We start from the raw sequence: 24379 nt of genomic DNA, 5'->3' as shown, positions 1-24379 counted from the left end.
CGGAGAGCGCTGCTCGTCCGGGATCAGCCCGGGTGGGTCATGCTCAGCACGTCGAGTGCCGAGTCGAGCTGCTCCTCGGTGACCTCGCCGCGCTCGACGAAGCCGAGGTCGATCACGGCCTCCCGCACGGTCATGCCCTGCGCGACGGCGTGCTTGGCGACCTTGGCCGCGGCCTCGTAGCCGATGACCCGGTTGAGCGGCGTCACGATCGACGGGCTCGACTCGGCGAACGCGCGGGCGCGGTCGAGGTTGGCCTCGAGGCCCGTGACCGTCTTGTCGGCGAGCACCCGGCTCGCCTGCGTCAGCAGACGGATCGACTCCAGCAGGGCGGTTCCCATGACCGGGATCGCCACGTTGAGCTCGAAGAGGCCGGACGCACCGCTCCAGGCGATGGTGGCGTCGTTGCCGACGACACGGGCGGCGACCATCAGCACGGCCTCCGGGATGACGGGGTTGACCTTGCCCGGCATGATCGACGATCCGGGCTGCAGGTCGGGGATGTGCAGCTCGCCGAGGCCGGTGTTGGGGCCGGAACCCATCCAGCGGAGGTCGTTGCAGATCTTGGTCAGGCTGACGGCGATCGTGCGCAGGGCGCCGGAGGCCTCCACGAGGGCGTCGCGGTTGGCCTGGGCCTCGAAGTGGTTGCGGGCCTCGGTGATCGGCAGCTCCGTCTCGGCGGTCAGCAGCTCGATCACGAGCTGCGGGAAGCCGAGCGGGGTGTTGATGCCGGTTCCGACGGCGGTGCCGCCGAGCGGGACCTCGGCGACGCGCGTCAGCGCCGCCTGGACACGCTCGATGCCGTAGCGGATCTGCGCAGCGTAGCCGCCGAACTCCTGTCCGAGCGTGACCGGGGTGGCGTCCATGAGGTGGGTGCGGCCCGACTTGACGGCGGTGGCCCACAGCTCCGCCTTCTCTTCGAGCGCCACCGCGAGGTGGTCGAGCGCCGGGATGAGGTCGTCGATCAGGGCACCAGTGACGGCGATGTGCACGGAGGTGGGGAAGACGTCGTTCGACGACTGCGAGGCGTTGACCTGGTCGTTCGGGTGCACCGGACGGCCGAGCCGGCGGGTCGCCAGCGTCGCCAGCACCTCGTTCATGTTCATGTTCGACGACGTGCCGGAACCGGTCTGGTACACGTCGATCGGGAAGTCCCCGTTGTGCGCGCCGCTGACGACTTCGTCCGCGGCGGAGGCGATGGCCTCGGCGACATCGGCGTCGAGGACGCCGAGGCGCGCGTTGGCGAGCGCGGCCGACTTCTTGATGCGGGCGAGCGCGGCGATCTGAGCCGGCTCGAGAACCGATCCCGAGATCGGGAAGTTCTCGACGGCGCGCTGCGTCTGCGCGCCGTAGAGGGCGGCTGCGGGAACCCGCACCTCGCCCATCGTGTCGTGCTCGATGCGGTATTCGGTACCCGCCTGGGTGTCCACCACGGTGTGTTTGTCCTTTCTGGGCTCGAGCGCGTCAGCGCCCGTGCGATGAGTCGGCGACCGGTTCGGCCATACCGACGACGGCGTCGGGAACGACCCGACCTTCTTGGAGACGGTAGTTCGCCCCGACGATGGCGAGGAGGTTGGCGGCGACGGCGTCGCTGAGGATCTCGGAGCGCGCCAGCAGCTCGCCCACGGTGTCGCGCAGGTGCTCCTTGCCGACCTCTGACGCGTCGACCTCGGACGGGACGACAGGCTGGTCGGCGGCCGTTCCCGCCACGCGGTGCACCGCCGGCACGATCGGCGCGATGAGCTGTGCGATGTGCGGTGGCAGCGGATCGGCGCCGGCGGCCTGGGACGCGATGGCGGAGGCGACCGCCCCGCACGCGTCATGACCGAGCACCAGGATGAGCGGGACGTTCAGGACGGCCACGGCGTACTCGAGCGAGGCGATCGCCGAGTCGGAGGCCACCTGGCCGGCGTTGCGGACCACGAAGGCGTCGCCGAGACCGAGGTCGAAGATGATCTCGGCGGCGAGGCGCGAGTCGGCGCAACCGAAGATGGCCGCGACCGGGTTCTGCCCCTGGGCCAGCGTCTCTCGCCGCTCCACGTCTTGACGCGGGTGCTGGGGAGCGCCGGAGACGAAGCGCTCGTTGCCGGCCAGCAGTTCCTTCCAGACGCGGCCTGGGCGGGTCGTCGGCATCTACTTACCTCCTGGGGTCGGGGATCCGAGGTCGTGCAGCTGGCCGGTCAGCGACGAGGCGACCGTCGCGAACTCGTCGTCGCTCGCGGTGCCGAGGACGACGACCGTGCTCTTCCCGGCGGTCGTGGCCAGCGCGTACGCGACGTTGCCCGCGCTGGAGCCCGCCGAACGGTTGTCGTAGACGTCCCACTTCACGCCGTCGATGTCGCGGGTGCCCGCGATGCGGGTGCGGTTCACCTGGTCGGCGACCCAGCTGTCGTTGGCGTCGAAGCCCTGGACGATGCCGATGTACTGGCCCTTGGGCGTGAGGAGGCCGATGTACCAGGCGTCGACGCCGTCGGAGGTCTTGGTGCGCAGCTGCGCGCTGTTGGACTTCCACCCGGAGGGGAGCTCCGGCACGAGCAGCCGGTCAGGCTCGCTGCCCTGCGCCTGCTGTGCGACCGCGGCGTAGTCGACTGGGGGAGCCGACGCCGTCGGATTGCCACGCGGCACGATCAGGACGATCACGGCGACCAGCGCCACCGTCGCGATGAGGGAGTAGACGAGGTTGTTGACCGTCTGCCGATTGCGATGGTCCGCCGAGTTCTGCGCCTTGCGCGCAGCCGTCTCCTCCGGCGTCTCCGGACGCCCGAGCTCGGCGACGACCGCCGGGGGCTTGGTGCGAGGGCTCATTCGCCAGGCGCTCCCGACGCCTCGGCGACCGCGCCGGCGCGAGCGGCGTCGAGCCGCGCCTTCGCTCCGATCAGCCACTCCTCGCAGTGGCGCGCCAGGGCCTCCCCGCGCTCCCAGAGCGCGATCGATTCCTCGAGGGTGATGGAGCCCTGCTCCAGCTCCCCGACGACGCGGATGAGCTCGTCACGCGCTTCCTCATAGGTGAGCGCGCTGATCTCGGAGGTGGGCATGGTCCCCATTCTATTTGTCTCGCTGGGCGGCCGCTGGATCGGTCCGGGTCCGATCGGTTCGATCCTCGTCGGCCCGGTCGGCGCTTCCCCCGGTCGCGGGCGACGCCAGCCGTTCGCCAGCCGTGGCGGCGAACGCGCCTCCCGCCACCGTGACGCGCACCACGGCGCCCTCCGGCGCTTCGCCGGGCGTGCCGACGACGTGGCCGGCCGCGTTCTGCACGATCGCGTACCCGCGGTCGAGCGTGCCCTGCGGGGACAGCGCGCGCAGCCGTCCGCGCAGGTTCGCGATGCGCGTGGTCTCGCGATCGGCCAGGCGCTCCACGAGCTCGGCGCCACGGGCGACCTGCCGGGTGAGCTCCTGCGCGCGCGAGTCGATGATCCAGCCCGACGACGCGAGCGCGGGGCGAGTGCGCAGATGGCCGATGCGGTCGATCTCGTGGTTCAGCAGGTGGGTGAGCCGCATCCCGATGCGGGAGCGCGCCTGCTGCACGCGGGCAAGCTCTTCCGCGACGTCGGGCACGACGCGCTTCGCGGCGTCGGTGGGGGTGGAGGCGCGCAGGTCGGCGACGTCGTCGAGCAGCGGGCGGTCGGCCTCGTGGCCGATCGCGCTCACGATCGGGGTGCGGGCCTCCGCAGCAGCGCGTACCACCCGCTCGTCGCTGAAGCCCAGGAGGTTCTGGAAGTCGCCGCCGCCGCGCGCGACGATGATGACCTCCACGTCGGGATCGGCGTCGAGGGTGCGGATCGCCGCGACCACCTCCGTCGGCGTCCTGTCGCCCTGGACCGCGGCGTGGACCACGCGGAACCGCACCGCCGGCCAGCGCAGCTGCGCGTTGCGGAGCACGTCCTTCTCGGCGTCGGAGTCTTTGCCGGTGACCAGCCCGATCGTGTGCGGCAGGAACGGGAGGCGCCTCTTGCGATCCGCCGCGAACAGCCCCTCGGCCGTCAGCTGCGCGCGCAGCCGTTCGAGGCGCTCGAGGAGGTCGCCGAGGCCCACGTGCCGCATGTCGGAGACCTGCATGGTGAGGCTCCCGCCCTTGACCCAGTAGTTGGGCTTGACGGCGGCGATCACCCGGTCGCCCTGCTTGAGATCGGCGGGGATGCGGGCGCGCACCGACGACCAGATGGTGAACGAGATCGTCGCGTCCTCGCGCAGGTCTTTGAGCTTGCCGTAGACGTTGCCGCCCGAGACGCCCCACTGGGTGATCTCGCCCTCCACCCACGCGGTGCCGAGGCGGTCGATCCAGCCGCGGATGCGGTCGGCGAGCAGCGCGACCGGCCACGGGGCGTCGAGGGTCGGCGGCCCTGGCGTCATCGTCGGCGTGTTCGTCGTCGGCGTGCTGCCTGCGACCTGTGCCACCCGGCCTCCCATTCGTTCTTCAGCGCGCTCCGCGTACGATCGAGGAGTGAGCGACGCGACCATCAGCCTCCCCATGCCCCGGATCCCCGTCAAGCGGGACGCCGGTGCGCGCGGGCGGCTTCAGGATATCCCGGTCCAGGGACACAAGCGCGTGCTGCTGGCAGCCCCGCGCGGGTACTGCGCAGGAGTCGACCGCGCGGTCGTCGCTGTGGAGAAGGCGCTCGAGCACTACGGGGCTCCGGTATACGTGCGCAAGCAGATCGTGCACAACGTGCACGTCGTCTCCGAGCTCGAGCAGCAGGGCGCGATCTTCGTCGACGAGGTCGACGAGGTGCCGACGGGCGCGCACGTCGTGTTCTCCGCGCACGGGGTGTCGCCCGCCGTCGTGAACGCCGCGGCCGACCGTGGCCTCCTCGCGATCGACGCCACCTGCCCGCTGGTCACCAAGGTGCACCGCGAGGCCGTGCGGTTCGCCCGCGACGACTACGAGATCCTCCTCATCGGCCACGAGGGCCACGAGGAGGTCGAGGGCACCGCGGGTGAGGCGCCCGACCACGTCACGCTCGTGAACGGCCCCGACGATGTCGACCGCATCGAGGTGAAGGACCCGGACAAGGTGGTCTGGCTGTCGCAGACGACGCTGTCGGTCGACGAGACCATGGAGACCGTGCGCCGGCTCCGCGAGCGGTTCCCGAACCTCCAGGACCCGCCCAGCGACGACATCTGCTACGCGACGCAGAACCGCCAGGTCGCGATCAAGAAGGTGGCGGAGGACGCCGACCTCGTGATCGTGGTCGGCTCCGCGAACTCGTCCAACTCGGTGCGCCTCGTGGAGGTCGCGCTCGAGTACGGCGCGAAGGCGGCCTACCGCGTCGACTACGCGAGCGAGATCCGCCAGGAGTGGCTCGAGGGCGTCGCGACCGTCGGCGTGACCAGCGGCGCGTCCGTGCCGGAAGTGCTGGTGCAGGAGGTCCTCGCGGATCTTTCCGGCGCGGGCTACTCCGAGGTGCAGGAGGTCAAGACGGCCGAGGAGGACCTCATGTTCTCCTTGCCCAAGGAGCTCCGCAAGGACATCACCGGCCGCCAGGACGCGCGGGCGCTGGGTGGTCGCGGCAACTGACGCGCGCCGCCCCTCAATACTGGCAAATCGCCCTGAGCTGAAATATCTGATGACCAGAGCGCTACGCTCGCTACATGCGTCGTCGGGGGATCAACGTCAATCGGGGGTCGGACCCGGGTGGAACGGCCGGGCGGCTGTTGTCGGGGTTCCGCGACCAGTGGTTCCTGCTCCCGAACCTGGTGACCTACGTCCGCGGCCTCCTGCTGCCCGTCTTCGTCGTCCTGCTCGCCGTCGACTCGTACGGGTGGGCGCTCGTCACCCTGGCGGTCATCGGGCTGAGCGATTGGGTCGACGGCTACCTCGCCAGGCGACTCGGCCTGGTGTCGCGGCTGGGCCAGTGCCTCGACCCGTTGTTCGACCGGGTCGGCGTGATCGTCATCGTCGTCAGCTGCGCAGCGTTCGGGCTCGTGCCGTGGTGGTTCGCAGGGGTGCTGGTGACGCCCGAGCTGGTCTTGGGCTGCCTCGTCCTGATCCGCCCGCAGGCCGGCCGCATCCTCCGGCCGACCCGGATCGGCAAACTCCGCACGGCGTTGCTGCTGACCGGGTTCCCGCTGCTGATCCTCGCCGCCCCGCCCGCGCTCGACTCGCCACCGCTCACCGTGACGGCCGGCGTGCTGCTCGCGCTCGGGGCGGCCGGCCACCTCGTCGCGGGCGCGCAGTACGGGTGGGCGCTCCTGGTGGGCAGCCCGGCCCTCGAAGCACGAACGCCCGCGCCCTGAGGCCGGACCGACGCGCTGGGCCGGCGTCGCCGCCGGTCGCGCTTCCCGGCCCGTACGGCCACTCGCCCGGTCAGACCTCCAGCGTGCGGGACGACGCCGGATCGGCGGCGGCCGACCCGCCGAACGCCGGGTGATACGCGGGCGGGTCGGTGAGTTCGACGACATCGGCGACCACCACCGACACGTTGTCGCGGGCGCTGTAGCGCAACGCCAGCGCGACGAGGGCGTCCGCGGCGTCCTGCGGGCCGGCCGCCGCATCCAACGTCTCTGCGACCTCCGCGACGGGCACGTAGTCGGTGAGACCGTCGCTCGCCAGCAGCCAGCGGTCGCCGCGCCGGAGCGGTTCCGCTGACACGTGCAGCGCGGCGGCGTCCTCGGGGTCGCCGCCCAGCACGTGGGTCACGACCGAGCGCAGCGGATGATCGGCGACCTCCGCCTCGACGATCGCGCCGGACGCCAGCAGCTCGCGCACCAGTGAGTCGTCCTCCGTGACCTGCGCCAGGCTGCCGTCGCGAAGGCGGTAGGCGCGTGAGTCGCCGGTGTGGGCGACGAGCACCTGCTCGCCGCCGGAGAACAGGCCGACGAGCGTCGTCGCCATCCCCGCGAGCGTGGAGTCCATCCGCACCCGCAGCGCGAGGTCGGCGTTGGCGATCGCGACGAGCTCGCGGAGACGGTCCTCACCGGGGAGACGGCCCTCCGTCGCGTCCAGCATCGACGCCAGCCGGATCGCGACGGTGGCCGACGCCACCTCGCCCGCGGCGTGGCCGCCGACACCGTCGGCGACGAACGCCGACCAGGAGGACGCGTACAGGGAGTCCTCGTTGCCGTCCCGGTAGTCGCCGCTGATCGAGGCCTGACCCGTCTCGAAGCCGAGGGGAGCGGGCGGTGCGGGCGGGACGCCGGTGAGGATGTCGTCGGCGTTGCCCGCGATCCACTGCATGAGCGGGAGCAGGTGCGCGGTGACCTCCCTGCCCCGGCCGGTCAGGCTGTAGTCGACGCGCGGCGGGACGGTGGGCTGCGCGGTGCGCAGCACGAAGCCGTCCCGCTCGAGGGTGCGCAGGGTCTGCGCGAGCATCTTCTCACTGATGCCCTGCACTGTCCGTCGCAGTTCGCCCCAGCGGAGGTCGCTGCGGGCGAGGGCGACGAGCACGAGAACGCCCCAGGTGCTCGTGACGTGGTTGAGCACGATGCGCGACGGGCACTCCGACGGGAGCACGCCGTCCGTGAAGCCGAGGGCCTCGAATGACGGGAATCTGGTGTCCACGTCAGTAACTTACCGAAAAGTGGGTACCTCCGACAGGGAAGTATGGCGCCTTCCCAGCGGTTGCGAAGGAGGACCGAACGAAAGGAACCACCCCCATGACCATCGTCGTCACCGGAGCAACCGGACACCTGGGCCGCCTCACCGTCGACTCGCTCCTCGAGCGCGGCGTGCCCGCCGCCGAGATCCGCGCCGCCGGGCGCAGCGCCGAGCGCCTGGCACCCCTCGCCGCCCTCGGCGTGCAGACAGCCGTCATCGACTTCGAGCGCCCGGAGACCCTCGACGCGGCTTTCGCCGACGCGGACGCCCTCCTCCTGGTGTCCGGCTCGGAGGTCGGCCAGCGCATCCCGCAGCACCGCAACGCCATCGAGGCGGCGGCGCGCTCGAACGTCGGCCGGATCGTCTACACGAGCGCACCGCGCGCGACCGACACCGACCTGATCCTCGCGCCAGAGCACGCCGAGACCGAGCGCCTGCTGGCGGCCTCCGGCCTCCCGGTGACGGTGCTGCGCAACAACTGGTACACCGAGAACTACACCGGCCAGGTCGACACCGCGGCGGCCACGGGGGAGCTCGTCGGCAGCGCCGCCGCCGGACGGGTGGCCTCCGCCTCCCGCAAGGATTACGCGGAGGCGGCGGCCGTCGTTCTCACCACGGACGGGCACGAGGGCGCCGTCTACGAGCTGGGCGGCGACGTCGCCTGGACGTTCGACGACCTCGCCACGGTGATCGGCGAGCTGCTCGGTCGACCCGTCGGCTACCGGTCGGTGACGCCGGAGGAGCACGCGGCGGCCCTGCGCGAGGCGGGCCTCGACGAGGGGACGGCCGGCTTCGTCGTCGCCCTCGACGGCAACATCCGCGACGGCGCGCTCGCCGAGGTGACCGGCACGCTGAGCGAGCTCATCGGGCGCCCGACCACGCCGCTGGCCACCGGACTGGCCGAGGCGCGGGAGGCCGCCAGCGCGGCCTGAGCATTCAGGCCGAAGCCGACACCCCTACCGTCGACGCCCCTGTCGTCGTCGTGGGTGTCGGGACCGGTGTCGACGGTGTCGGTGCCGGGCTCGTCGGAGCAGGCGTGCTCGGCGCCGGGGTCGGTGAGATCCCGCTGTAGAAATCGATCAGCACCGGGTCGGTCGAGAGGATGATCCCGAGGATCACGAAGAGCGCGATCAGTGCGACGACGCCCGCGATCAGCGGGACGTAGAACGCCAACCGCTTCTGCACCAGGAGCCAGACCGACAGGCCGGCCGAGATCGCCCAGATGCCCGCCATCGCGATGGTGCCCGCCGTGATCAGTGGCGCGACCGACGGGTCCTGCACGTACGCGCCGAGATTCTGCGACGTGTGCATCAGCATCATCGCGGCGGGCAGCGCCTGCAACGTGCCGATCGAGTACGACATGCCGAAGAACCCGATCACCAGCAGCAGAACGGTGAAGGTGAGGTTCCAACGCGGCGCGTCGGCGCGCAGCTGCGGGCCGGGACTGTGCGGTCCGTGACCGTCGTGACCCGGCCCCGCCGGCGGTTGCGGCGGCGCGGGAGGATGCTGCTCGACCTCCGACGCCGCCGGACTGTGGTGCGTGGTGTCCAGGCGGTCGGCATCCTGCGGTGGACGCCACACCCAGCCGGGAGGGGCGAGCTCGCCGTACTGGGGGCGCGGACGTTCGTCCGGCCGCTTCTCCGGCTCGTGCTCGCTCATCCCCCCTGCCTTCTGGACTACTTGCCGGAGTGCCCGGCGCTGCCCAGCTGCTGCGTCGCCTCGATCACGCGGGCGGCCATCGCCGTCTCGGCGACCTTGCCCCAGGCGCGCGGGTCGTACAGCTTCTTGTTGCCGACCTCGCCGTCCACCTTGAGGACGCCGTCGTAGTTGGACATCATGTAGCCGGCGATCGACCGGGTGAAGGCGTACTGGGTGTCGGTGTCGATGTTCATCTTGACGACGCCGTTGCGCACCGCCTCGGCGATCTCCTCGTCGGTCGAGCCGGAGCCGCCGTGGAAGACGAGGTCGAGCGGCTTCGGGCCGGTGCCGTACTTGGCGGCCAGGCCGTCCTGGATCTCCTTGAGGAGCTCCGGGCGCAGCTTCACGTTGCCCGGCTTGTAGACACCGTGCACGTTGCCGAAGGTCAGCGCGGCCATGTAGCGGCCGTTCTCGCCGAGGCCGAGGGCCTCGACAGCCTGCTCCACGTCGCCGAGGGTCGTGTAGAGGGCCTCGTTGGAGCCCTCGTGGCGCACGCCGTCCTCCTCGCCGCCGACGACGCCGATCTCGACCTCGAGGATGGCGTTGATGGCCTTGGTGCGCTTGATCATCTCCTGCGCGATCTCCAGGTTCTCGGCGAGCGGCACGGCCGAGCCGTCCCACATGTGCGACTGGAAGATCGGATTGCGGCCGGCGCGCACCTCCTCTTCGGAGGCGGCGATGAGCGGCAGCACGAAGTCGTCGAGGGCGTTCTTCGGGCAGTGGTCGGTGTGCAGCGCGACCGTCACCGGATAGTTCTTGGCGACCTCGGTCGCGAACTTGGCGAACGCCAGCGCGCCCGTCGCGCGGGCCTTGACCGTCTGGCCCGCGAAGTAGTCGGCGCCACCGGTGGTGACCTGGATGATGCCGTCGCTGCCCGCTTCGGTGAGGCCCTGGAGCACCGCGTTGATGGTCTGCGACGACGAGACGTTGAACGCGGGATACGCGAACCCGCCCGCCTTCGCCTTGTCGAGCATCTCTGCGTACTGGTCCGGCGTGGCAATGGGCATTGCGGCTCCTTGAGGATCGGTGTGTCGAACGGGTCTCATCATACCGAGGCGGCCGGAGCGCCCTGCTGTCGATGAACGTTCACCCGGGTGGGGGCGCGCGGTGACCGCGCGTGGATACACTGGCATCGCCGTCGTCCGGCGGCTGACACCGTCGTTCGAATTCGGCGGTGTCCACCTCGATTCGTCCGGGAGGACCCATCATGACCAGCACCGACACCGCAACCCTCTTCCTGCACCCCGATCGGAACCTGGCGATGGAGCTGGTGAGGGCGACGGAGGCGGCTGCGATCCGGGCGACACCCTGGATCGGGCGAGGCGACAAGAACGCGGCCGACGGTGCGGCGGTGGATGCGATGCGCAAGTTCCTGGGGACGGTGAACTTCGACGGGCTGATCGTGATCGGCGAGGGCGAGAAGGACAACGCCCCGATGCTCTTCAACGGCGAGCACGTCGGCAACGGCCGTGGACCGGCGTGCGACATCGCCGTCGACCCGATCGACGGCACCTCGCTGACCGCCGCCGGGCGCCAGAACGCGCTCTCGGTGATCGCGGTGTCCGACCGCGGCACGATGCTCGACGCCTCCAGCGTCTTCTACATGGACAAGATCGTCACCGGGCCGGAGGGGCGCGGGGTGGTCGACCTGTCGCAGCCGATCGGCGACAACATCCGGGAGCTGGCGAAGGCGAAGGGGAAGCCGGTGGGCGAGATCCGCGTTGCCGTGCTGGACCGGCCGCGGCACGAGGGTCTGATCGAGGAGATCCGCGCGGCCGGCGCAGGCACCCGGCTGATGCTCGACGGCGACGTGGCCGGCGGGATCAATGCGGCGCGCTACGAGTCGCGCATCGACCTGTGCGTCGGCATCGGCGGCAGCCCGGAAGGCATCACCACGGCCTGTGCGATCAAGGCGATCGGCGGCTTCATGCAGGGTCGGCTGGCGCCGAAGGACGAAGCGGAGCGCGCCGCCGGGATCGCCGCCGGCCTCGAGATGGACCGCGTCTACGGCGCAGACGACCTGGTCAAGGGCGACAACACCTTCTTCGTCGCGACCGGCGTCACCGATGGCGGCCTGGTGGAGGGCGTGCGTCGCAAGGGCCCGATCATCCGCACCGAGTCGATCGTGCTGCGCTCCAAGTCGGGCACCATCCGTCGCGTCTCCGCCGACCACCTCGCAGAGAAGTGGCTGTCGCCCGACGAGCTCTGAGCCGGCCCCGATTTGCGCCGAATGTGGCGATAGAACGTCGCTATCGCCACATTCGGCGCAAATCTCACGGGCTGTCAGGCGGCGCCTGACTCCGCGTCGTGCGCGTCGGCGCGCTGCTTCTCTTCGAGGGCGAGCTTGTCGATGCCGTGCATGTCGCGCGCTTCGTCGAGGTCGGCCTCCACACGGGTTCGCCCGTCCGCCTGCGCCTCGAGCTCGCTCACGAGTTCGAACGCCGTGAGCTCGCGCGGGGACTCCTCGATGCCGTCGAGCGTGCCGATGATCTTGGACTCGTCGAGCGTGCCGAGCTTGCGCGCGGCGGGGAACACCTGGCGCTCGAACGACCCGACGAAGCCGTTGTAGTCCTTGACCGTGCGCTCGATCGAACGGCCCAGCTTCTCGATGTGCCCGGCCGTGGTCCCCAGGCGTGTGTAGAGCGTGCGGCTGAGGTCGAAGAGCTGCTTGGCGTCCTGGGTGAGCACGTCTTGCTGCCAGCTGAACGCGACCGTCTTCAGGACCGACCACAGGGTCACCGGCGAGGCGAGCGCGACGCGCTTGCCGAAGGCGAACTCCATGATCGAGGGGTCGGCCTCCATCGCCGACGAGACCAGCGACTCGCTCGGGATGAACGCGATCACCAGCTCGGGCGACGACTCCAGGCCCGTCCAGTACGCCTTGCTGCCCAGGGTGGTGATGTGGTCACGGACCGCCTTCACATGCTGCTTGAGGAGCGCTTCGCGTTGCGCGCCCTCGGCGCCGGTCGCTGTCGCCGGGATCTGGCTGGCCTCCAGGTAGGCGTTGAACGGCACCTTCGCGTCGAGCGCGATGCTCTTGCCGCCGGGGAGCCGGATGATCATGTCGGGGCGCCCGGCTCCGGACTCCGAGTGGATGCTCGACTGCACGTCGAAGTCGACCCGCTCGATCAGGCCGGCGGCCTCCACGACGCTGCGGAGCTGGGTCTCGCCCCACACGCCGCGGGTGCTGTTGGAGCGCAGTGCCGACGCCAGCGACTCCGCGGTGCTGCGCAGCCGCTCCTCGGACTCGGCGGCCGAGCGCAGCTGCTGGGCGAGCTGGCCGTGCTGCTGGTGACGCTGGGTCTCGAGCTCGACGACCTTGCGCTGCATGTCGGTGAGGCTCTCCCGAACCGGCGCGAGCGCCTGCAGGACCTTGCTCTCGGCGCGCTCGCGCTCGCTCTGGGCTAGCAGCTCGGCGCGGTGCCGCTCCTCCGTCTCGCGCAACTGCTCCTGCACGCCGCGCAACTGCTCCTGCAGTGCGTCGACGCGGGTGTCGGCGGACGCGAGGTCGGCGCGGAGCTGCGACTGGACGCCGGCCTCGGCCGCGCGGACCTCGACGAGCTCCTTCTCGTGGCGGGCCGCGACGATCGCGGGACTCTCAGCCTGCTCGGCAGCCGCCTCCCGTCCGCGCAGCAGCCTCGCGACAGCGAATCCCGCCACCGCGGCGCCGACGATGAGGCCCACGAGGAGTCCGAGAAGCAGGGCGAGTGTGTCCATGGCCTCAGTGTGGCAGCGGCCGCCGACACCGGCCGCGAACGACGGCGGGCGGGGCGGGAAATCGTCCCGCACCGCCCGCCTCCGTGCCGTCGTTCAGCGCGTGAACCGCGACCTCAGCTCCTCTTCGAGCCCTTCGAGGCTGCGTCCGCGCGTCTCGGGCAGGCAGCGGGCGACGAAGGCCACGGCGCCGACGCCGACGACCGCGAAGAGGAAGAACGTGGGCGAGATCCCGAGCCCGTCGACCAACTGCGGGAAGAGGAAGCCGACGAGGAAGTTCGTCAGCCAGAGCACGAGGGCCGCCAGGCCGAAGGCCGCGCCCCGGATACGGGCAGGGAAGATCTCGGCGAGCATCAGCCAGGTCACCGGGGAGACGGCGCCCTGCTGGAAGGCGAGGAACGTCACCGTGAGCGAGAGGACCACGAACGGCAACGCGGGGGATCCGGCGAGCAGCGCGGAGGCGCCGCCGACCAGGAGGAGGGAGGTCGTGGTGCCGATCAGCCCGGCGATCAGCAGAGGTCGTCGGCCGACGCGCCCGAGGAGGGCGATCCCGACGAACGTCGCGAGCACCGAGATCACGCCGTTGGCGATCTGCCCGATCAGCGCGCCCTGCTGGTCGAACCCGGAGCGCTGCAGGATCTGCACGCCGTAGTACATGATCGAGTTGACCCCGGTCAGCTGCTGCACCATCGCGATGCCGAGCCCGATGACGAAGACGCGTCGGATCCACGGCACCGCGAGCTCGCGCAGCAGCGGGGTGCGCGCCGCGCGCTCGTCGTGGCGGCGGATCTCGGCGGCCTCCCGCTCGGCCTGCTCCTCGGCGCGGATGCGGCGCAGCACGGCGACACCCTCGGCGAAACGGCCGTGCAGGATCAGCCAGCGCGGACTCTCCGGCACGACCAGCATCCCGAAGAACAGCACGACGGCGGGCAGCGACGCCACGACCAGCATCCAGCGCCAGACGGCAGCGTGCTCGGGGATCACCGCGGCGAGCACTGCGTTCACGACGAACGCCGCCAGCTGGCCCGAGACGATCATGAGCTCGTTCTGGGTCACGATGCGTCCACGGCGCGCGGCGGGGGACAGCTCGGCGAGGTACATCGGCACGACGACGGAGGCGCCGCCCACGGCGAGGCCCAGCGCGAACCGGGCGGCGATCATCACGCCGATCGACGGGGCGAACGCGCAGGCGAGCGCTGCGACGAAGAAGACGACGGCCAGCACGGCGATGAGCCGGCGACGGCCCCGGCGGTCTGCGATGCGGCCGCCGAGGAACGAGCCGAGGGCCGCGCCGAACAGCAGCGAGGAGACGATGGTCCCCTCTTCGAGCGGAGTGAGCGGGCGCTGATCGAACTGCATGAACGGCAGGGCGCCGCTGATGACGCCGGTGTCATAGCCGAACAGGAGGCCGCCGAACGTGGCCAGCACGGCGATCCTGCGCAGGAACCGCCGCGCGCGCCGGTCGTCCGGATGGGGCGGGTCGGCGGGCGCGGCGGGGGCCGAGGTCGTCGTTCCAGGATCGGGAGATGCGGTCATGAGCGCTCCTTCGCGTGTTGTTGCTATGTCTGGACATTAGAACCAGACGTGCGAAGTTGCAACGCTTGTATTCCTGGGGCGTAGATGCGGTATCCGCACAGGCGGCGTCGGCGGCGAGCGCAGTCCGGTCGTCCAGGCACGCGCGGTGTTCTGCCCGCTCGTCGCGGGACGTGGAGTCGCGGTGGGCGCCGCTATGCGGCCGCGGGCATCCCGATGCGCCCGATGCGGGCGCCGGTGAGCGCGGAGAGGTCGTCGATCGTTGCCGCCTCGTGCCGGCGGGCGGCGTGCACCACGATCGCGGCGCAGGCCTCGGCGTCGGCGAGCGCGTCGTGGTGGTGGAAGTCCTCGAACCCCGCCGCCATCGCCGCGACCGGGAGGCGGTACGACTCCAGGTGATAGGTGCGTCGGGCGACCTGGAGGCTGCAGAGGTAGCGGTATTCGGGACAGGAGACGAACGTGGCGGCGCAGGCCGCGCGGATCACGCCCATGTCGAAGCCGGCGTTGTGCGCCACCAGGTGGTCGTCCTCCGCGAACTCCACGAGGTCGGCGAGCTGGTCGACCCAGCCTGCGGCTCCCGCGACGTCCTCCGGCTGGATCCCGTGGATGCGCACGTTCCACTCCTGGAACAGGTCGTGCCCGAGCGGCGGCCGGATGAACCAGCTCGCCCGGTCGACGACGCGGCCGTCGCGCACCTTGACCAGTCCGACCGAACACGCGGACGCCGCAGAGGAGTTCGCTGTCTCGAAGTCGATGGCGGTGAAGTCCAGTGGCACGCCTGAATGCTTGCATGGCCCACCGACGTCGCCCGCGCGCATCGCCGAGCACGCCCGAAATCCGTGACCGGCCGCCGAGTGCGTGGACGATCCGCGTGCTCGCGTGTCTTCCGGGCGGAGTTCGTGCGGAGTCGCCGGCGGGTAGGGTCGCGGTATGCAGCAGAGGCGGGAACGGGAGGCGCACGCGCGGTCGTTCGACCGGGCGGCGCGGATCTACGACGCGTCGCGGCCGGGCTACCCGGCGGACGCCGTCGCCTGGCTGACCGACGGGACGGAGGGCCCCGTCGTCGATCTGGGAGCCGGCACCGGCAAGCTGACGCGCGCGCTGATCGACCGGGGCCGCGAGGTCGTGGCCGTCGACCCGTCGCCGCAGATGCTGGAGGTGCTCGGCGAGCGGGTGCCGGAGGCCGACGTGCGCCTCGGGAGCGCGGAGGGCCTCCCGGTGCCCGACGCGAGCGCCGGGCTGGTCGTCGCCGCGCAGGCGTGGCACTGGGTCGACCCCGCCGTCGCCGTCCCCGAGGTCGCTCGCGCGCTGCGACCCGGCGGCAGGCTGGGGCTGGTCTGGAACGACCGCGACGAGAACGTCGAGTGGGTGCGAGAGCTCGGCGAGTTGATGGGGTCGGGAGACGCCGTCTTCGGTGATGAGGAGGATCCCGTCGTGGGGCCTCCCTTCGGCGCACTGGAACGCTTCGACGTGCGCTGGGTGCAGGCGATGAGCCTCGACGGGCTCCTCGATCTCGCGCGCTCGCGCAGTTACTTCATCACCAAGGACCCCGGCGCGCAGGCGGCCGTCATCGGCTCCCTGCGCCGCCTCCACGCCGAGCATCCCGACCTCGCCGGCGCCGAGACGATCGAGCTCCCGTACGTCACCCGCTGCTACCGGGCGACGCTGGGCGGCTGAACGCGGCCGCGACGTCGCCGAGGGGCACGCAAGCGCCCCTTCCCGCGAGTTTTGAGGGCGTCTGCGTGCCCCTCGGTCGCCCCTCGAGACCGACGGCCCTTCGGACTCTGCGGCCGCCCGTAGAATGGACGACCGTGGCTCTCACTATCGGTATCGTCGGACTCCCGAACGTCGGCAAGTCGACCCTTTTCAACGCGCTGACCAAGAACGACGCCCTCGCGGCGAACTACCCGTTCGCGACCATCGAGCCGAACGTCGGTGTCGTGAACCTGCCCGACCCCCGACTGGACAAGCTGGCCGAGCTGTTCGGCAGCGAGCGCATCCTGCCGGCCCCGGTGTCCTTCCTCGACATCGCCGGCATCGTCAAGGGCGCGAGCGAGGGTGAGGGCCTCGGCAACAAGTTCCTCGCGAACATCCGGGAGGCCGACGCCATCGCGCAGGTCGTGCGCGGCTTCTCCGACCCCGATGTCGTGCACGTCGCGGGCAAGGTGGACGCCGCGAGCGACATGGAGACGATCAACACCGAGCTCATCCTCGCCGACCTGCAGACCCTCGAGAAGGCGGAGCAGCGCTACGAGAAGGAGGTCAAGGGCCGCAAGCTCGAGCCGGTCGTCCTGGAGACGGCGCGGGAGGCGATCGCGTACCTGAACGACGGCAAGCCGCTCTCGACCTCGAGCATCGACCTGGAGCCGATCCGTGAGCTGGGCCTGCTCACCGCGAAGCCGTTCATCTACGTGTTCAACGTGGACGAGGACGTGCTGACCGACGACGCCCGCCGCGCGGCTCTCGCCGAGCTGGTCGCGCCGGCGCAGGCGGTCTTCCTCGACGCCAAGCTGGAGTCGGAGCTGATCGACCTCGACGCGGCCGACGCCGCCGAACTCCTCGCCTCCACCGGCCAGACGGAGAGCGGCCTCGACCAGCTCGCCCGCATCGGCTTCGACACCCTCGGCCTGCAGACCTACCTGACGGCCGGTCCCAAGGAGTCGCGCGCCTGGACCATCCACAAGGGCTGGAAGGCCCCCCAGGCGGCCGGCGTCATCCACACCGACTTCGAGAAGGGCTTCATCAAGGCCGAAGTCATCTCCTTCGACGACCTCGTCGACGCGGGCAGCGTCGCCGAGGCCCGTTCGCGCGGAAAGGCGCGGATGGAAGGGAAGGAGTATGTGATGCAGGACGGGGATGTGGTGGAGTTCAGGTTCAATGTGTAGCTGATCAGGGGTTTTACGGTAGATTCGATCGATGTTACCGGGCGAGGGCCTCGCCCGCTTCCTCAACGAAGGAGAGATCGAATGATCGTGGCGAACCGATCCTCTCTCTCGATCTACAGCGAGACGCGCACGGTAGCCGAGATAACCGCCGCGCTCGGAATCGAACCCCACAACGGCGCGGATGTCGGCCAGCCGACGAGAGCAGCCTTGGCGGGCCGAGCGCTGTCGGCCGAGTACATGAGTCATCAGCGCACGCATTGGTCCTTCGATTCGGATCGTTCGCTCGTTGATGATGAAGACGATCCGGGAGTCGGTTCTCTTCGCGCCTTGATCGAAGCATTTCGTGGGAAGGCAGACGCGCTCCGGTCGTTGAGGCCGGAATGCGACACGGTCATCTGGTGGTCCGCGGACTCTGACAATAGTCAGGGCACGTTCGTCATCCCGCCGGACCTGCTCGCTGAGCTTGCGCTCCTTGGATGCGAGTTGCGGGGAACGACGTTTCTCGACGACGACGAACTCGATCTGCGAGACGTTTGAATGCGGCGGAATGTTGTGGAGTTCCGGTTCAATGTGTAGCTGACCTGGGGCTTTTCGCTCAAGCGTCAAGGCGAACGGGCGTCATCGAGACGTCCTCATATGCTGATATCCATGACGGAGAACCGTGAAATCGCGAAGTCGATAGGGGCTGCGTTCGCGGTCCCTCTCAAAGCTGCCGGCTTCCGCAAACGGGCCAACAGCTTCAACCGCCGGGCTCGCGACGGCATGGTGCATGTGGTGTCGATTCAGCTCGGGCCGTACGAACGTTTTGGCGAGACTGTCGCCCCCGGATCGGACCTTTGGGGTCGATTCACCGTCAATCTGGGTGTCTACGTGCCGGACATGGGTCGTTTGGGTAGCCCCCGCGGTAGCTGGGTCAACGAGTACAACTGCCAGCTCCGGTGGAGGCTTGGCAAAGTGATGCCCGATGGTTTGGACCAGTGGTGGGACCTCCGAGACCGGTTGTCGCTTGAGGAGGTGCTGTCTGCCGTGGTCGACTACGCGATACCGAAGCTGGACTCGTACCCGGATGCCGATAGTGTGCTCGCCGCCTACGCCACAGAGGGACATCGCGCGTTCGGTAGCATCGCCAACCGCTCAGTCGCCCTCGATGTCGCGGACCTCCATATCGCGCGAGGCGATCAGGCTTCAGCTGAGGACCTGCTCCGGTGGTACATCGACCAACTGGTCTCTGACCGTGAACCGCACGTGCCGCACCAGGCTTACGTCCGCGAGTACCTGGCTGAACGGGGGATGGGGCATCTGGACGGCCCGCTCCGGTAGAACCCTGGCGCTCGTGCGACTTCACCTCGGACTCACTCTTGAGCAACGTGACGTTGATCCGCGACGTAATGTGGTGGAGTTCCGGTTCGATGTGTAGCTGACGTGGGCCAGTGCAGAATAGCTCGTTCAGGTACTGTCATCCCGGCGGACCTACTCGCCGACCTTGCACTCCTCGGGTGCGAGCTGCGGGGTACGACGTTTCTCGACGATGAACTCGATTTCGAAGATGTAGCGTCTAGCTGATCTGGGGATTCTTTCGATTCGAACGCCAAAGGGAAGTGCCTGTCAATCGGGGCGATCGCGAGAAGGCCATCCAGATTCTGGGCCAGGTCTGAGCTTCGAATCTCATTCGCTCGTCGTCGGTGGATCCAACAACGGGTGGGTCGAGGCTCAGCTCGATCAAACTCTGTTGGCCGCAGTACATGTCCGTCCCGCTACCGTCCGAATATGCGCAGGCGATGGGAATCGTTCAGATCGAACTCTTCGCCGTCGATCGTGATGAAGTTTCGAGGTTCGTGCGGAGCAGGCAGGTGAGCCACATCGCCTCCGTCCCCCACGAGTGCAGGGGTGGCGAACGCGTACGCCTCGAGCTGTCCGTCCGCGAGCAGATCGGACCCGAGGTAGAGCTGGACCCGCTGAGGGAGTGGGTCCCGTGCCAGCTCGCTCGGCCCGATCTCGGCGATCTCGCGCGGATAGCGGGCCTGAACGCTCTCTTCCACAGGCACCACGCCGCCATTCGCCTTCGCGAGCTCGAACCGGATCGCGACAGGTTCGCCGCCGCTGGCGATCGAGCCGATGTCGCGGGCGACGCCACGTTCCCGGCGGCCACGAGGTGTGATGACCGGCTGCCCGAACATGAGGATGTGCACTCTCCGGTTGCGCCTCCACGGGATCACAGCGTTACGCCACGTGAGTATCACGACTGCGCCATCTGCCCGCGACGGGGATGGCATTCGAAGCTCGTCGCCCCGCTCGTCTCCGTACCACGTGACGTCGTCCGGGTCGAAGATCTCGAGACGGAAGTTCTCGCCGGGGTACAACGCTTGCAGCAGCGGTTCGGTCCCGTCGCCTGCGACGGCACGACCTGTTCTCGTTATCCACATGCGGCGGTACGCGATTTGCTGCACAGGGCTCGCTCCGGCGTTCGACAGCGTCCACGTGAACGACCGGGAAGACGGTCTAGTCGAAACGTCGCTTCGCAATCGCCCGCGGGTGAGAAAGGCGGAGAGCAGCCCGACAGACGTGATCGCGAATGCGGCAAGCGTGAGCCAGTCCGCAAGACTGGAGACGACGTGGCCCCAGTCGATGCCAGCCGGTGTGGGGACCATCGAGTGCACTGAGCCCATGAGCACATGCTAGAGGTCGTTCCCGGCCGGCGGTCCGAGGACGAGTGGTCTCCCACCCAGCAGACCGACGACTCGTCGCACCCGGCGGCGGCGGCGTGTTGCGGCATGGCGCCGTCGTCCAGTGGGTTTAGCGTCGATCAACGAGATCGCCGTGAGCGCCTCCCCTTCCTCCCACCTCCCTTCGACCACGATTCGGACACTGAATGTCTCCAGGCCGCCCGGCAACGCAGCTCTCCGTCGTTCGCGGCTGGAGGCTGGTCGCGATCTGCGTCGTCGTCGCGAGCGTCGCCGCCTGGGGCGGGCTGGCCGCCCCGAGGGCGTACGCGGACAACTATCCGTCCTGGGCCGACGTGCAGGCCGCCCGTTCCAGCGAAGCGGCCAAGCAGGCCGAGGTGGCGGCGATCACGAACCTGGTCCAGACTCTCAAGACGCAGGTCAAGGCGGCAGAGGATCTCGCCATCCAGCGTGGCAAGGAGAACGAGGCCGCGCAGTCCGCGCTCGCGGTCGGCAAGGAGAAGGCCGACCACCTCGCCGCCCGGTCGTCCGCACTGAAGGCCAGGGCGCAGGCGTCGCACCGCGAGGCCGCGGTGATCGCCGAGAAGCTGGCCCGCTCCGGTGGACCGGATCTCACGGGCACACTGCTCACCAGCAGTTCCAGAGATGCCAGCGCGCTGCTCTCCCGCCTCAGCAGCATGGGCAAGCTGACGGCCACCATCAACGGCATCTACTCCAGGGCAGCGCAGGACGACAACCTGGCGAAGGCCGCGAGCGACCAGGCCACCGCCGCCAAGAATGAGCTCACCGTTCTCGCGGCCCGCGCCCAGGCGGAAGCCGAGAAGGCCGCTGAGGCCCAGAAGCAGATGATCGCGGCGCTGCAGGCGGAGACCGCCCACGAGGGCGAACTCCAGGCGCAGCTCGCCTCCCTCACGAGCGCCACGGCGATCACCGAGCAGCAGTATCAGGCGGGGGTCGCTGCGCGGGCAGCCGCTGCTGCTGCCGCCGCCGCGGCAGCTCGCGCTCGCGCCAGGTCCGGCGACGCGGGGCCGATCTCCTCCGACGCCCGCGCCCTCGCGCAGGAGCTGATGGGCTACGTCGACTCGGGACAGCTCGTGGGTTCCTATCCCGACCACATCTTCGAGATCCGCTGGATCGCCGAGGGGCGCTCCGTGCCCAACTGCGGCATCGACACCTCGGTGCTCCAGGCGATGGTGATCGCCGAGCACATGTTCTCGAGCGTCGGCGTCAGCGACATCAACCGGCGCTGCACGGGCCAGATCGAGGGGGCCGGGATCTACTCCCAGCACTACATGAACGGTGGCGGCCACGCCGTGGATTTCTACAGCCTCGGCGGCCAGGGCACGAACGGGGCCGACAGCAATGCGCTCGCCCTCATCCGGACGCTCGACAACTTCATGCCGTACGGCTCGGGTCTGGGGCAGCGGCAATGCAGGCTGAACGCGGGCGACGAACCGGGCCTGCGCCACTTCCAGGACTTCTACGACACGTGCAACCACCTCCATGTCAACGACCCGATGTGACGGGAGCGCTCGCGGGGCGCGCGCCGGGGTATCAGGAGCGCCTGTGCCCGTTTCGCCGCGGATCTGAGAGAGTGGCTCTATGGGACCCAGCGGATCCGCCCACTCGAGTGTCGGCCCGAAGGCCCTTCCGGCGATCGGGATACTGATCGCGACCTGGCTGCTGATGTGGCTTGCTCAGGGCGTCCCCACGGTGTGTGCGCTCGCGTATCCGTGCCCCGCCGATGACGTCCGCGTCGCACCGGCGCTCACCTTCGGCGCTCTCATGCTCGTACCGGTCGCCGTCCTGATCGCCACAGCCGGCACCCGTCGACCGTTCGAAGGGATGCGTCTGCTCGCCTACGTTCTGCTGGTGGGGCTCGCGGTGGTCGGGCTGGGGGCGGTGCTGTTTTCTGGCGGGTTCGCGGTTCCGCACTTCTGACGCCGACGCCCCGCGGTGGTGCTGTCGGCTCGGAGCATCGCGGTCGCGGCGCCCGACGGAAGCCGACGAAACCCCCTTCCCTGTGACCGAGATCGGAGGACCGCAGATGGACGGTGAACTCACGGTGGGCGCGTCCCTGTCCCTGATCGGCGGCGCCTGGAGCTGGCCCGTTCACGGCCTCCGCCACCCGCCCACCACCCACACCACCGGGTGGTACCTGTGGACGGGCGAGCTCTCGGATGCCGACGACTTCTTCCTGCCGTGGCATCTGAGCCACGTGCTGGAGCGCTTGCCTCTGCTCGGTCGAGTGCTGGAGTCGCCTCCCGGTTCGCGATTCGTGGTCGCTCCGGGCTACGAGGACGTGTGGCACGACCCCTCGCTGTCCGACGTGTAGGTACGTCCATCGGGCCCGTCGGCGGTTCGCGGCGCGCCCCGCATCCGACCCCGCCCGCGTCACCCCTCCGACGTCAGCGGCGCATACCCGATCGTCGTCTGCAACCAGATCCAGCTGCCTTCTGCGCTGCCCCGCACGAGGTCGACGTGCACGGTGTCGCCCGGCTCGATCGACGCGGTGCCGACGTGGAGGGTGCGCACCTGCGGCTGGTCGAGCGTCCAGCTCGCGGGCGCCGCGCCCGTGTTCGCCGACGCCTCGACCGTCACCACCGCGCCGGGGTCGAGGAAGAACGGGACCACCGTCCAGGAGATGTCGTAGGCGCGCGGCTCGGTGATGCCGAAGTCCGCCGGCGTGAAGCGCAGCGAGATCCGGAACCAGTCCGGCGGCTGGCTCGGGTGGACGTCCCACGAGTAGAAGAACGCCGGGTTGAGGTCGGGCGCGAACAGCACGTCGCCGGTGGCGATGGCCGAGGGGAGGGTGAGGGCGACCCCGGTGCCGAGGTCGCGAGCCAGGTGGCCGGCGTCGATCGTGGCGATCGTGCCGGGGAACTCGCCGACCGGCAGGCCGGCCAGCTGCCCGCGGAGCCGGTCGGCGAAGTCGGCGAGCTCCGAACGTTCCGGACGCCGGGTGGTGCCCGGCGGATGCGTGATGTCGTCCATGGTGCCGCACCATACGCCGGTGCGGCGGCCGTGGCGCTACCCAGCCGCACGCACGTGCGCCGAAGGAGACGAGAGAGCGCCCCAGACGCCTCATTTGCCGCGCAGCGAGAGGAGCGGGCGTCAGAACTCGCGGACCACCCGGCCCTTCGGCCCCGCCACGAGGGTCCCCGCCGGAACGTCCTCCGCGACCACGGCGCCGGCCGCGATCACCGCGTCGCGGCCGATGCTGACGCCGGGGAGGATCGTCGCGCCCGCGCCGATCCACACGTTCTCGGCGACGTCGATCGGGCCGCCGGTCAGCCAGATGCGGCGGTCGTCCACATCGACGGGGTGCCCGACCGTGATGAAGGTGACCCGGGGCGCGATCATCACGCGCGGCGCCAGCCGGATGCCCGCGTAGTCGAGGAACGTGCAGTTCTGGTTGATGAAGACCCGTTCGGCCAGCTCCAGGTTGAGCCCGTGGTCGGTGAAGAACGGCGGGTAGATCGTCACCCGGTCCGGCAGGGGCCGCCCCAGGATCTGCTCGAACAGCGTGGCCTTGCCCGCCTCGTCGTCGAAGGGCAGCACGTTCAAGCGCGACGTCAGCTCGGTCGCCCGCAGCACCCGCTCCGACATCGCCTGGAACTCGGGGGAGTGGATGCGCATGAGGAGGTCACTGGACACCCCACGATCCTCTCGCCGCCCCGGCCCCCAGAAGGACGGACACGCCAGAACAGGGACGGCCACGCGGGCGTCGGCACTGTCGGCCGTCCCCGCTACGCTCGGGCCATGGCCATCGACGTTCTGCCCGCGACCGGTCGCTGGGACGATTTCGCCAGCTTCATGGTGCCCCGCAAGCCGGGCGGCGGTGGCTGCGTATGCATGTCCTACCGCGATGCTCGACTCGGCATGGCCGAGCGCATCGAGTACATGCAGCACGAGTGCGAGACCGAGCCGGGCCCGGGAGTGCTGGTGTACGCCGACGGGGAGGTCGCGGGCTGGTGCTCCGTCGCGCCCAAGTCGACCTACCGTCGCCTGATGAACTCGCGCACCATCCCGCACATCGACGAAGAACTCGACCCGTGGTCGATCGTCTGCTTCGTGGTGCGCGGCGGCTTCCGCAGACGCGGGCTGATGCACGACCTCCTCGACGGCGCCGTCGAGCACGCGCGCGAGAACGGCGCGGTGCTCGTGGAGGGCTACCCCGTCGAGACCGCCGGCGCGCGGGTGGATGTGATCAGCGGCTACGTCGGCACCGTCGAGCTCTTCGAGAAGCACGGGTTCAGCCGCCTGCAGGCCACCGACGCGCACTCCGGGGGCAGCGTCCGCTGGATCATGCGCCGCGCGCTCGACTGAGGGCCGCC

Annotated in this window: 26 protein-coding genes and 1 pseudogene; 12 read left to right on the top strand and 15 right to left on the bottom strand. The window is 69.9% G+C overall.

What is annotated here, in order from left to right:
- Positions 1-23 precede the first annotated feature (23 nt).
- Genes KNO15_RS05105 through xseA form a run of 5 tightly spaced genes read right to left on the bottom strand, consistent with a single transcriptional unit; the run spans position 24 to position 4347 of the window.
- Positions 24-1430, bottom strand: a complete 1407-nt coding sequence (locus tag KNO15_RS05105) for a class II fumarate hydratase (protein WP_308220424.1) — start codon at positions 1428-1430, stop codon at positions 24-26.
- Between the two features lie 31 nt (positions 1431-1461).
- Positions 1462-2130 carry a carbonic anhydrase gene (locus tag KNO15_RS05100; RefSeq protein WP_241702341.1) on the bottom strand — a complete coding sequence of 223 codons (669 nt, stop codon included), beginning with the start codon at positions 2128-2130 and terminating at the stop codon, positions 1462-1464.
- Positions 2131-2802 (bottom strand): DUF4245 domain-containing protein, encoded by a 672-nt coding sequence (locus KNO15_RS05095; RefSeq protein WP_241702340.1) that lies wholly within the window; start codon positions 2800-2802, stop codon positions 2131-2133.
- Positions 2799-3032, bottom strand: coding sequence for an exodeoxyribonuclease VII small subunit (locus KNO15_RS05090; protein ID WP_374113141.1), 234 nt, complete (start codon positions 3030-3032; stop codon positions 2799-2801). The genes KNO15_RS05095 and KNO15_RS05090 overlap by 4 nt, the downstream gene beginning before the upstream one ends.
- Positions 3033-3042: 10 nt before the next feature.
- Positions 3043-4347 (bottom strand): exodeoxyribonuclease VII large subunit, encoded by a 1305-nt coding sequence (gene xseA, locus KNO15_RS05085; protein ID WP_241702692.1) that lies wholly within the window; start codon positions 4345-4347, stop codon positions 3043-3045.
- Between the two features lie 118 nt (positions 4348-4465).
- Here xseA and KNO15_RS05080 point away from each other — a divergent pair, with 118 nt between their 5' ends.
- Entirely contained in the window at positions 4466-5512 is a 1047-nt protein-coding gene (locus KNO15_RS05080) for a 4-hydroxy-3-methylbut-2-enyl diphosphate reductase (RefSeq protein WP_241702691.1), read from the top strand.
- 74 nt (positions 5513-5586) lie between these two features.
- The gene (locus KNO15_RS05075; protein WP_241702339.1) at positions 5587-6231 is read left to right on the top strand and encodes a CDP-alcohol phosphatidyltransferase family protein; all 645 of its coding nucleotides are present in this window, start codon (positions 5587-5589) and stop codon (positions 6229-6231) included.
- A gap of 70 nt (positions 6232-6301) precedes the next feature.
- On the opposite strand, the gene KNO15_RS05070 is transcribed toward KNO15_RS05075, so the two are convergent.
- Together KNO15_RS05070 and KNO15_RS05065 are read right to left on the bottom strand one after the other, a co-directional pair.
- Positions 6302-7078, bottom strand: coding sequence for a PP2C family protein-serine/threonine phosphatase (locus KNO15_RS05070; protein WP_374113152.1), 777 nt, complete (start codon positions 7076-7078; stop codon positions 6302-6304).
- Positions 7079-7135: 57 nt separating this feature from the next.
- Positions 7136-7495, bottom strand: a pseudogene (locus KNO15_RS05065) (winged helix-turn-helix transcriptional regulator); the annotation flags it as partial.
- Positions 7496-7590: 95 nt separating this feature from the next.
- On the opposite strand from KNO15_RS05065, the gene KNO15_RS05060 reads away from it, so the two are divergent.
- A complete protein-coding gene (locus KNO15_RS05060) occupies positions 7591-8463 on the top strand; it encodes an SDR family oxidoreductase (RefSeq protein WP_241702338.1) in 873 nt (290 codons plus the stop codon).
- A 4-nt stretch (positions 8464-8467) separates the two neighbouring features.
- On the opposite strand, the gene KNO15_RS05055 is transcribed toward KNO15_RS05060, so the two are convergent.
- Both KNO15_RS05055 and fbaA read right to left on the bottom strand, forming a co-directional pair.
- Positions 8468-9190 (bottom strand): DUF6264 family protein, encoded by a 723-nt coding sequence (locus KNO15_RS05055; RefSeq protein ID WP_241702337.1) that lies wholly within the window; start codon positions 9188-9190, stop codon positions 8468-8470.
- A gap of 17 nt (positions 9191-9207) precedes the next feature.
- Positions 9208-10236, bottom strand: a complete 1029-nt coding sequence (gene fbaA, locus KNO15_RS05050) for a class II fructose-bisphosphate aldolase (RefSeq protein ID WP_241702336.1) — start codon at positions 10234-10236, stop codon at positions 9208-9210.
- Between the two features lie 200 nt (positions 10237-10436).
- Between fbaA and glpX the strand changes: the two genes are divergently transcribed.
- Complete coding sequence (gene glpX / locus KNO15_RS05045; protein WP_241702335.1) at positions 10437-11438, top strand: class II fructose-bisphosphatase; 1002 nt, start codon at positions 10437-10439, stop codon at positions 11436-11438.
- Between the two features lie 74 nt (positions 11439-11512).
- On the opposite strand, the gene rmuC is transcribed toward glpX, so the two are convergent.
- The 3 genes from rmuC to KNO15_RS05030 form a co-directional block, all read right to left on the bottom strand.
- Positions 11513-12946 (bottom strand): DNA recombination protein RmuC, encoded by a 1434-nt coding sequence (rmuC, locus tag KNO15_RS05040; RefSeq protein ID WP_241702334.1) that lies wholly within the window; start codon positions 12944-12946, stop codon positions 11513-11515.
- Between the two features lie 93 nt (positions 12947-13039).
- Complete coding sequence (locus tag KNO15_RS05035) at positions 13040-14479, bottom strand: sugar porter family MFS transporter (RefSeq protein WP_241702333.1); 1440 nt, start codon at positions 14477-14479, stop codon at positions 13040-13042.
- Positions 14480-14670: 191 nt separating this feature from the next.
- Positions 14671-15252, bottom strand: a complete 582-nt coding sequence (locus tag KNO15_RS05030) for an exonuclease domain-containing protein (RefSeq protein ID WP_241702332.1) — start codon at positions 15250-15252, stop codon at positions 14671-14673.
- Between the two features lie 154 nt (positions 15253-15406).
- Between KNO15_RS05030 and KNO15_RS05025 the strand changes: the two genes are divergently transcribed.
- The 4 genes from KNO15_RS05025 to KNO15_RS05010 all read left to right on the top strand — a co-directional run bounded on the left by KNO15_RS05025 (position 15407) and on the right by KNO15_RS05010 (position 18681).
- A complete protein-coding gene (locus tag KNO15_RS05025) occupies positions 15407-16153 on the top strand; it encodes a class I SAM-dependent methyltransferase (RefSeq protein ID WP_241702331.1) in 747 nt (248 codons plus the stop codon).
- A 134-nt stretch (positions 16154-16287) separates the two neighbouring features.
- Positions 16288-17361: a redox-regulated ATPase YchF gene (ychF, locus tag KNO15_RS05020; protein ID WP_241702330.1), complete on the top strand. Its 1074-nt coding sequence runs from the start codon at positions 16288-16290 to the stop codon at positions 17359-17361.
- 81 nt (positions 17362-17442) lie between these two features.
- Positions 17443-17898, top strand: a complete 456-nt coding sequence (locus KNO15_RS05015; RefSeq protein WP_241702329.1) for a DUF4279 domain-containing protein — start codon at positions 17443-17445, stop codon at positions 17896-17898.
- Positions 17899-18009: 111 nt separating this feature from the next.
- On the top strand, positions 18010-18681 hold the full coding sequence (locus KNO15_RS05010) for a DUF4304 domain-containing protein (RefSeq protein WP_241702328.1): 672 nt from the start codon (positions 18010-18012) through the stop codon (positions 18679-18681).
- 434 nt (positions 18682-19115) lie between these two features.
- Here the strand turns inward: KNO15_RS05010 and KNO15_RS05005 are convergent, their stop codons facing one another.
- Complete coding sequence (locus KNO15_RS05005) at positions 19116-20027, bottom strand: hypothetical protein (protein ID WP_241702327.1); 912 nt, start codon at positions 20025-20027, stop codon at positions 19116-19118.
- Positions 20028-20230: 203 nt separating this feature from the next.
- Here KNO15_RS05005 and KNO15_RS05000 point away from each other — a divergent pair, with 203 nt between their 5' ends.
- The 3 genes from KNO15_RS05000 (at position 20231) to KNO15_RS04990 (ending at position 22377) form a co-directional block, all read left to right on the top strand.
- Positions 20231-21565, top strand: coding sequence for a coiled-coil domain-containing protein (locus tag KNO15_RS05000; RefSeq protein WP_241702326.1), 1335 nt, complete (start codon positions 20231-20233; stop codon positions 21563-21565).
- 79 nt (positions 21566-21644) lie between these two features.
- Entirely contained in the window at positions 21645-21983 is a 339-nt protein-coding gene (locus KNO15_RS04995; RefSeq protein WP_241702325.1) for a hypothetical protein, read from the top strand.
- A 106-nt stretch (positions 21984-22089) separates the two neighbouring features.
- On the top strand, positions 22090-22377 hold the full coding sequence (locus tag KNO15_RS04990) for an immunity protein Imm33 domain-containing protein (protein ID WP_241702324.1): 288 nt from the start codon (positions 22090-22092) through the stop codon (positions 22375-22377).
- Between the two features lie 59 nt (positions 22378-22436).
- Here KNO15_RS04990 and KNO15_RS04985 read toward each other — a convergent pair whose 3' ends face one another.
- The gene (locus KNO15_RS04985) at positions 22437-23036 is read right to left on the bottom strand and encodes a hypothetical protein (protein WP_241702323.1); all 600 of its coding nucleotides are present in this window, start codon (positions 23034-23036) and stop codon (positions 22437-22439) included.
- Between the two features lie 120 nt (positions 23037-23156).
- Positions 23157-23699 (bottom strand): DapH/DapD/GlmU-related protein, encoded by a 543-nt coding sequence (locus tag KNO15_RS04980; protein ID WP_241702322.1) that lies wholly within the window; start codon positions 23697-23699, stop codon positions 23157-23159.
- A 105-nt stretch (positions 23700-23804) separates the two neighbouring features.
- Between KNO15_RS04980 and KNO15_RS04975 the strand changes: the two genes are divergently transcribed.
- Positions 23805-24371 (top strand): GNAT family N-acetyltransferase, encoded by a 567-nt coding sequence (locus tag KNO15_RS04975; protein WP_241702321.1) that lies wholly within the window; start codon positions 23805-23807, stop codon positions 24369-24371.
- The last annotated feature ends 8 nt before the right edge of the window (positions 24372-24379 follow it).

It is taken from the genome of Leifsonia shinshuensis (assembly GCF_022606355.1).
In the GTDB taxonomy this organism is placed as follows: Bacteria; Actinomycetota; Actinomycetes; order Actinomycetales; family Microbacteriaceae; genus Leifsonia; species Leifsonia shinshuensis_B.
Note: the sequence above shows the minus strand (reverse complement) of the source record. Positions and strands in the feature narration are given on the sequence as shown.

Coding starts and splice junctions, on each gene's coding strand:
- KNO15_RS05100 (WP_241702341.1), bottom strand. CDS start 2,130: ATGCCGACGACCCGCCCAGGCCGCGTCTGGAAGGAACTGCTGGCCGGC.
- KNO15_RS05095 (WP_241702340.1), bottom strand. CDS start 2,802: ATGAGCCCTCGCACCAAGCCCCCGGCGGTCGTCGCCGAGCTCGGGCGT.
- KNO15_RS05090 (WP_374113141.1), bottom strand. CDS start 3,032: ATGCCCACCTCCGAGATCAGCGCGCTCACCTATGAGGAAGCGCGTGAC.
- xseA (WP_241702692.1), bottom strand. CDS start 4,347: ATGACGCCAGGGCCGCCGACCCTCGACGCCCCGTGGCCGGTCGCGCTG.
- KNO15_RS05080 (WP_241702691.1), top strand. CDS start 4,466: ATGCCCCGGATCCCCGTCAAGCGGGACGCCGGTGCGCGCGGGCGGCTT.
- KNO15_RS05075 (WP_241702339.1), top strand. CDS start 5,587: ATGCGTCGTCGGGGGATCAACGTCAATCGGGGGTCGGACCCGGGTGGA.
- KNO15_RS05060 (WP_241702338.1), top strand. CDS start 7,591: ATGACCATCGTCGTCACCGGAGCAACCGGACACCTGGGCCGCCTCACC.
- KNO15_RS05055 (WP_241702337.1), bottom strand. CDS start 9,190: ATGAGCGAGCACGAGCCGGAGAAGCGGCCGGACGAACGTCCGCGCCCC.
- fbaA (WP_241702336.1), bottom strand. CDS start 10,236: ATGCCCATTGCCACGCCGGACCAGTACGCAGAGATGCTCGACAAGGCG.
- glpX (WP_241702335.1), top strand. CDS start 10,437: ATGACCAGCACCGACACCGCAACCCTCTTCCTGCACCCCGATCGGAAC.
- rmuC (WP_241702334.1), bottom strand. CDS start 12,946: ATGGACACACTCGCCCTGCTTCTCGGACTCCTCGTGGGCCTCATCGTC.
- KNO15_RS05035 (WP_241702333.1), bottom strand. CDS start 14,479: ATGACCGCATCTCCCGATCCTGGAACGACGACCTCGGCCCCCGCCGCG.
- KNO15_RS05025 (WP_241702331.1), top strand. CDS start 15,407: ATGCAGCAGAGGCGGGAACGGGAGGCGCACGCGCGGTCGTTCGACCGG.
- KNO15_RS05015 (WP_241702329.1), top strand. CDS start 17,443: ATGATCGTGGCGAACCGATCCTCTCTCTCGATCTACAGCGAGACGCGC.
- KNO15_RS05010 (WP_241702328.1), top strand. CDS start 18,010: ATGACGGAGAACCGTGAAATCGCGAAGTCGATAGGGGCTGCGTTCGCG.
- KNO15_RS05005 (WP_241702327.1), bottom strand. CDS start 20,027: ATGGGCTCAGTGCACTCGATGGTCCCCACACCGGCTGGCATCGACTGG.
- KNO15_RS05000 (WP_241702326.1), top strand. CDS start 20,231: ATGTCTCCAGGCCGCCCGGCAACGCAGCTCTCCGTCGTTCGCGGCTGG.
- KNO15_RS04995 (WP_241702325.1), top strand. CDS start 21,645: ATGGGACCCAGCGGATCCGCCCACTCGAGTGTCGGCCCGAAGGCCCTT.
- KNO15_RS04990 (WP_241702324.1), top strand. CDS start 22,090: ATGGACGGTGAACTCACGGTGGGCGCGTCCCTGTCCCTGATCGGCGGC.
- KNO15_RS04985 (WP_241702323.1), bottom strand. CDS start 23,036: ATGGACGACATCACGCATCCGCCGGGCACCACCCGGCGTCCGGAACGT.
- KNO15_RS04975 (WP_241702321.1), top strand. CDS start 23,805: ATGGCCATCGACGTTCTGCCCGCGACCGGTCGCTGGGACGATTTCGCC.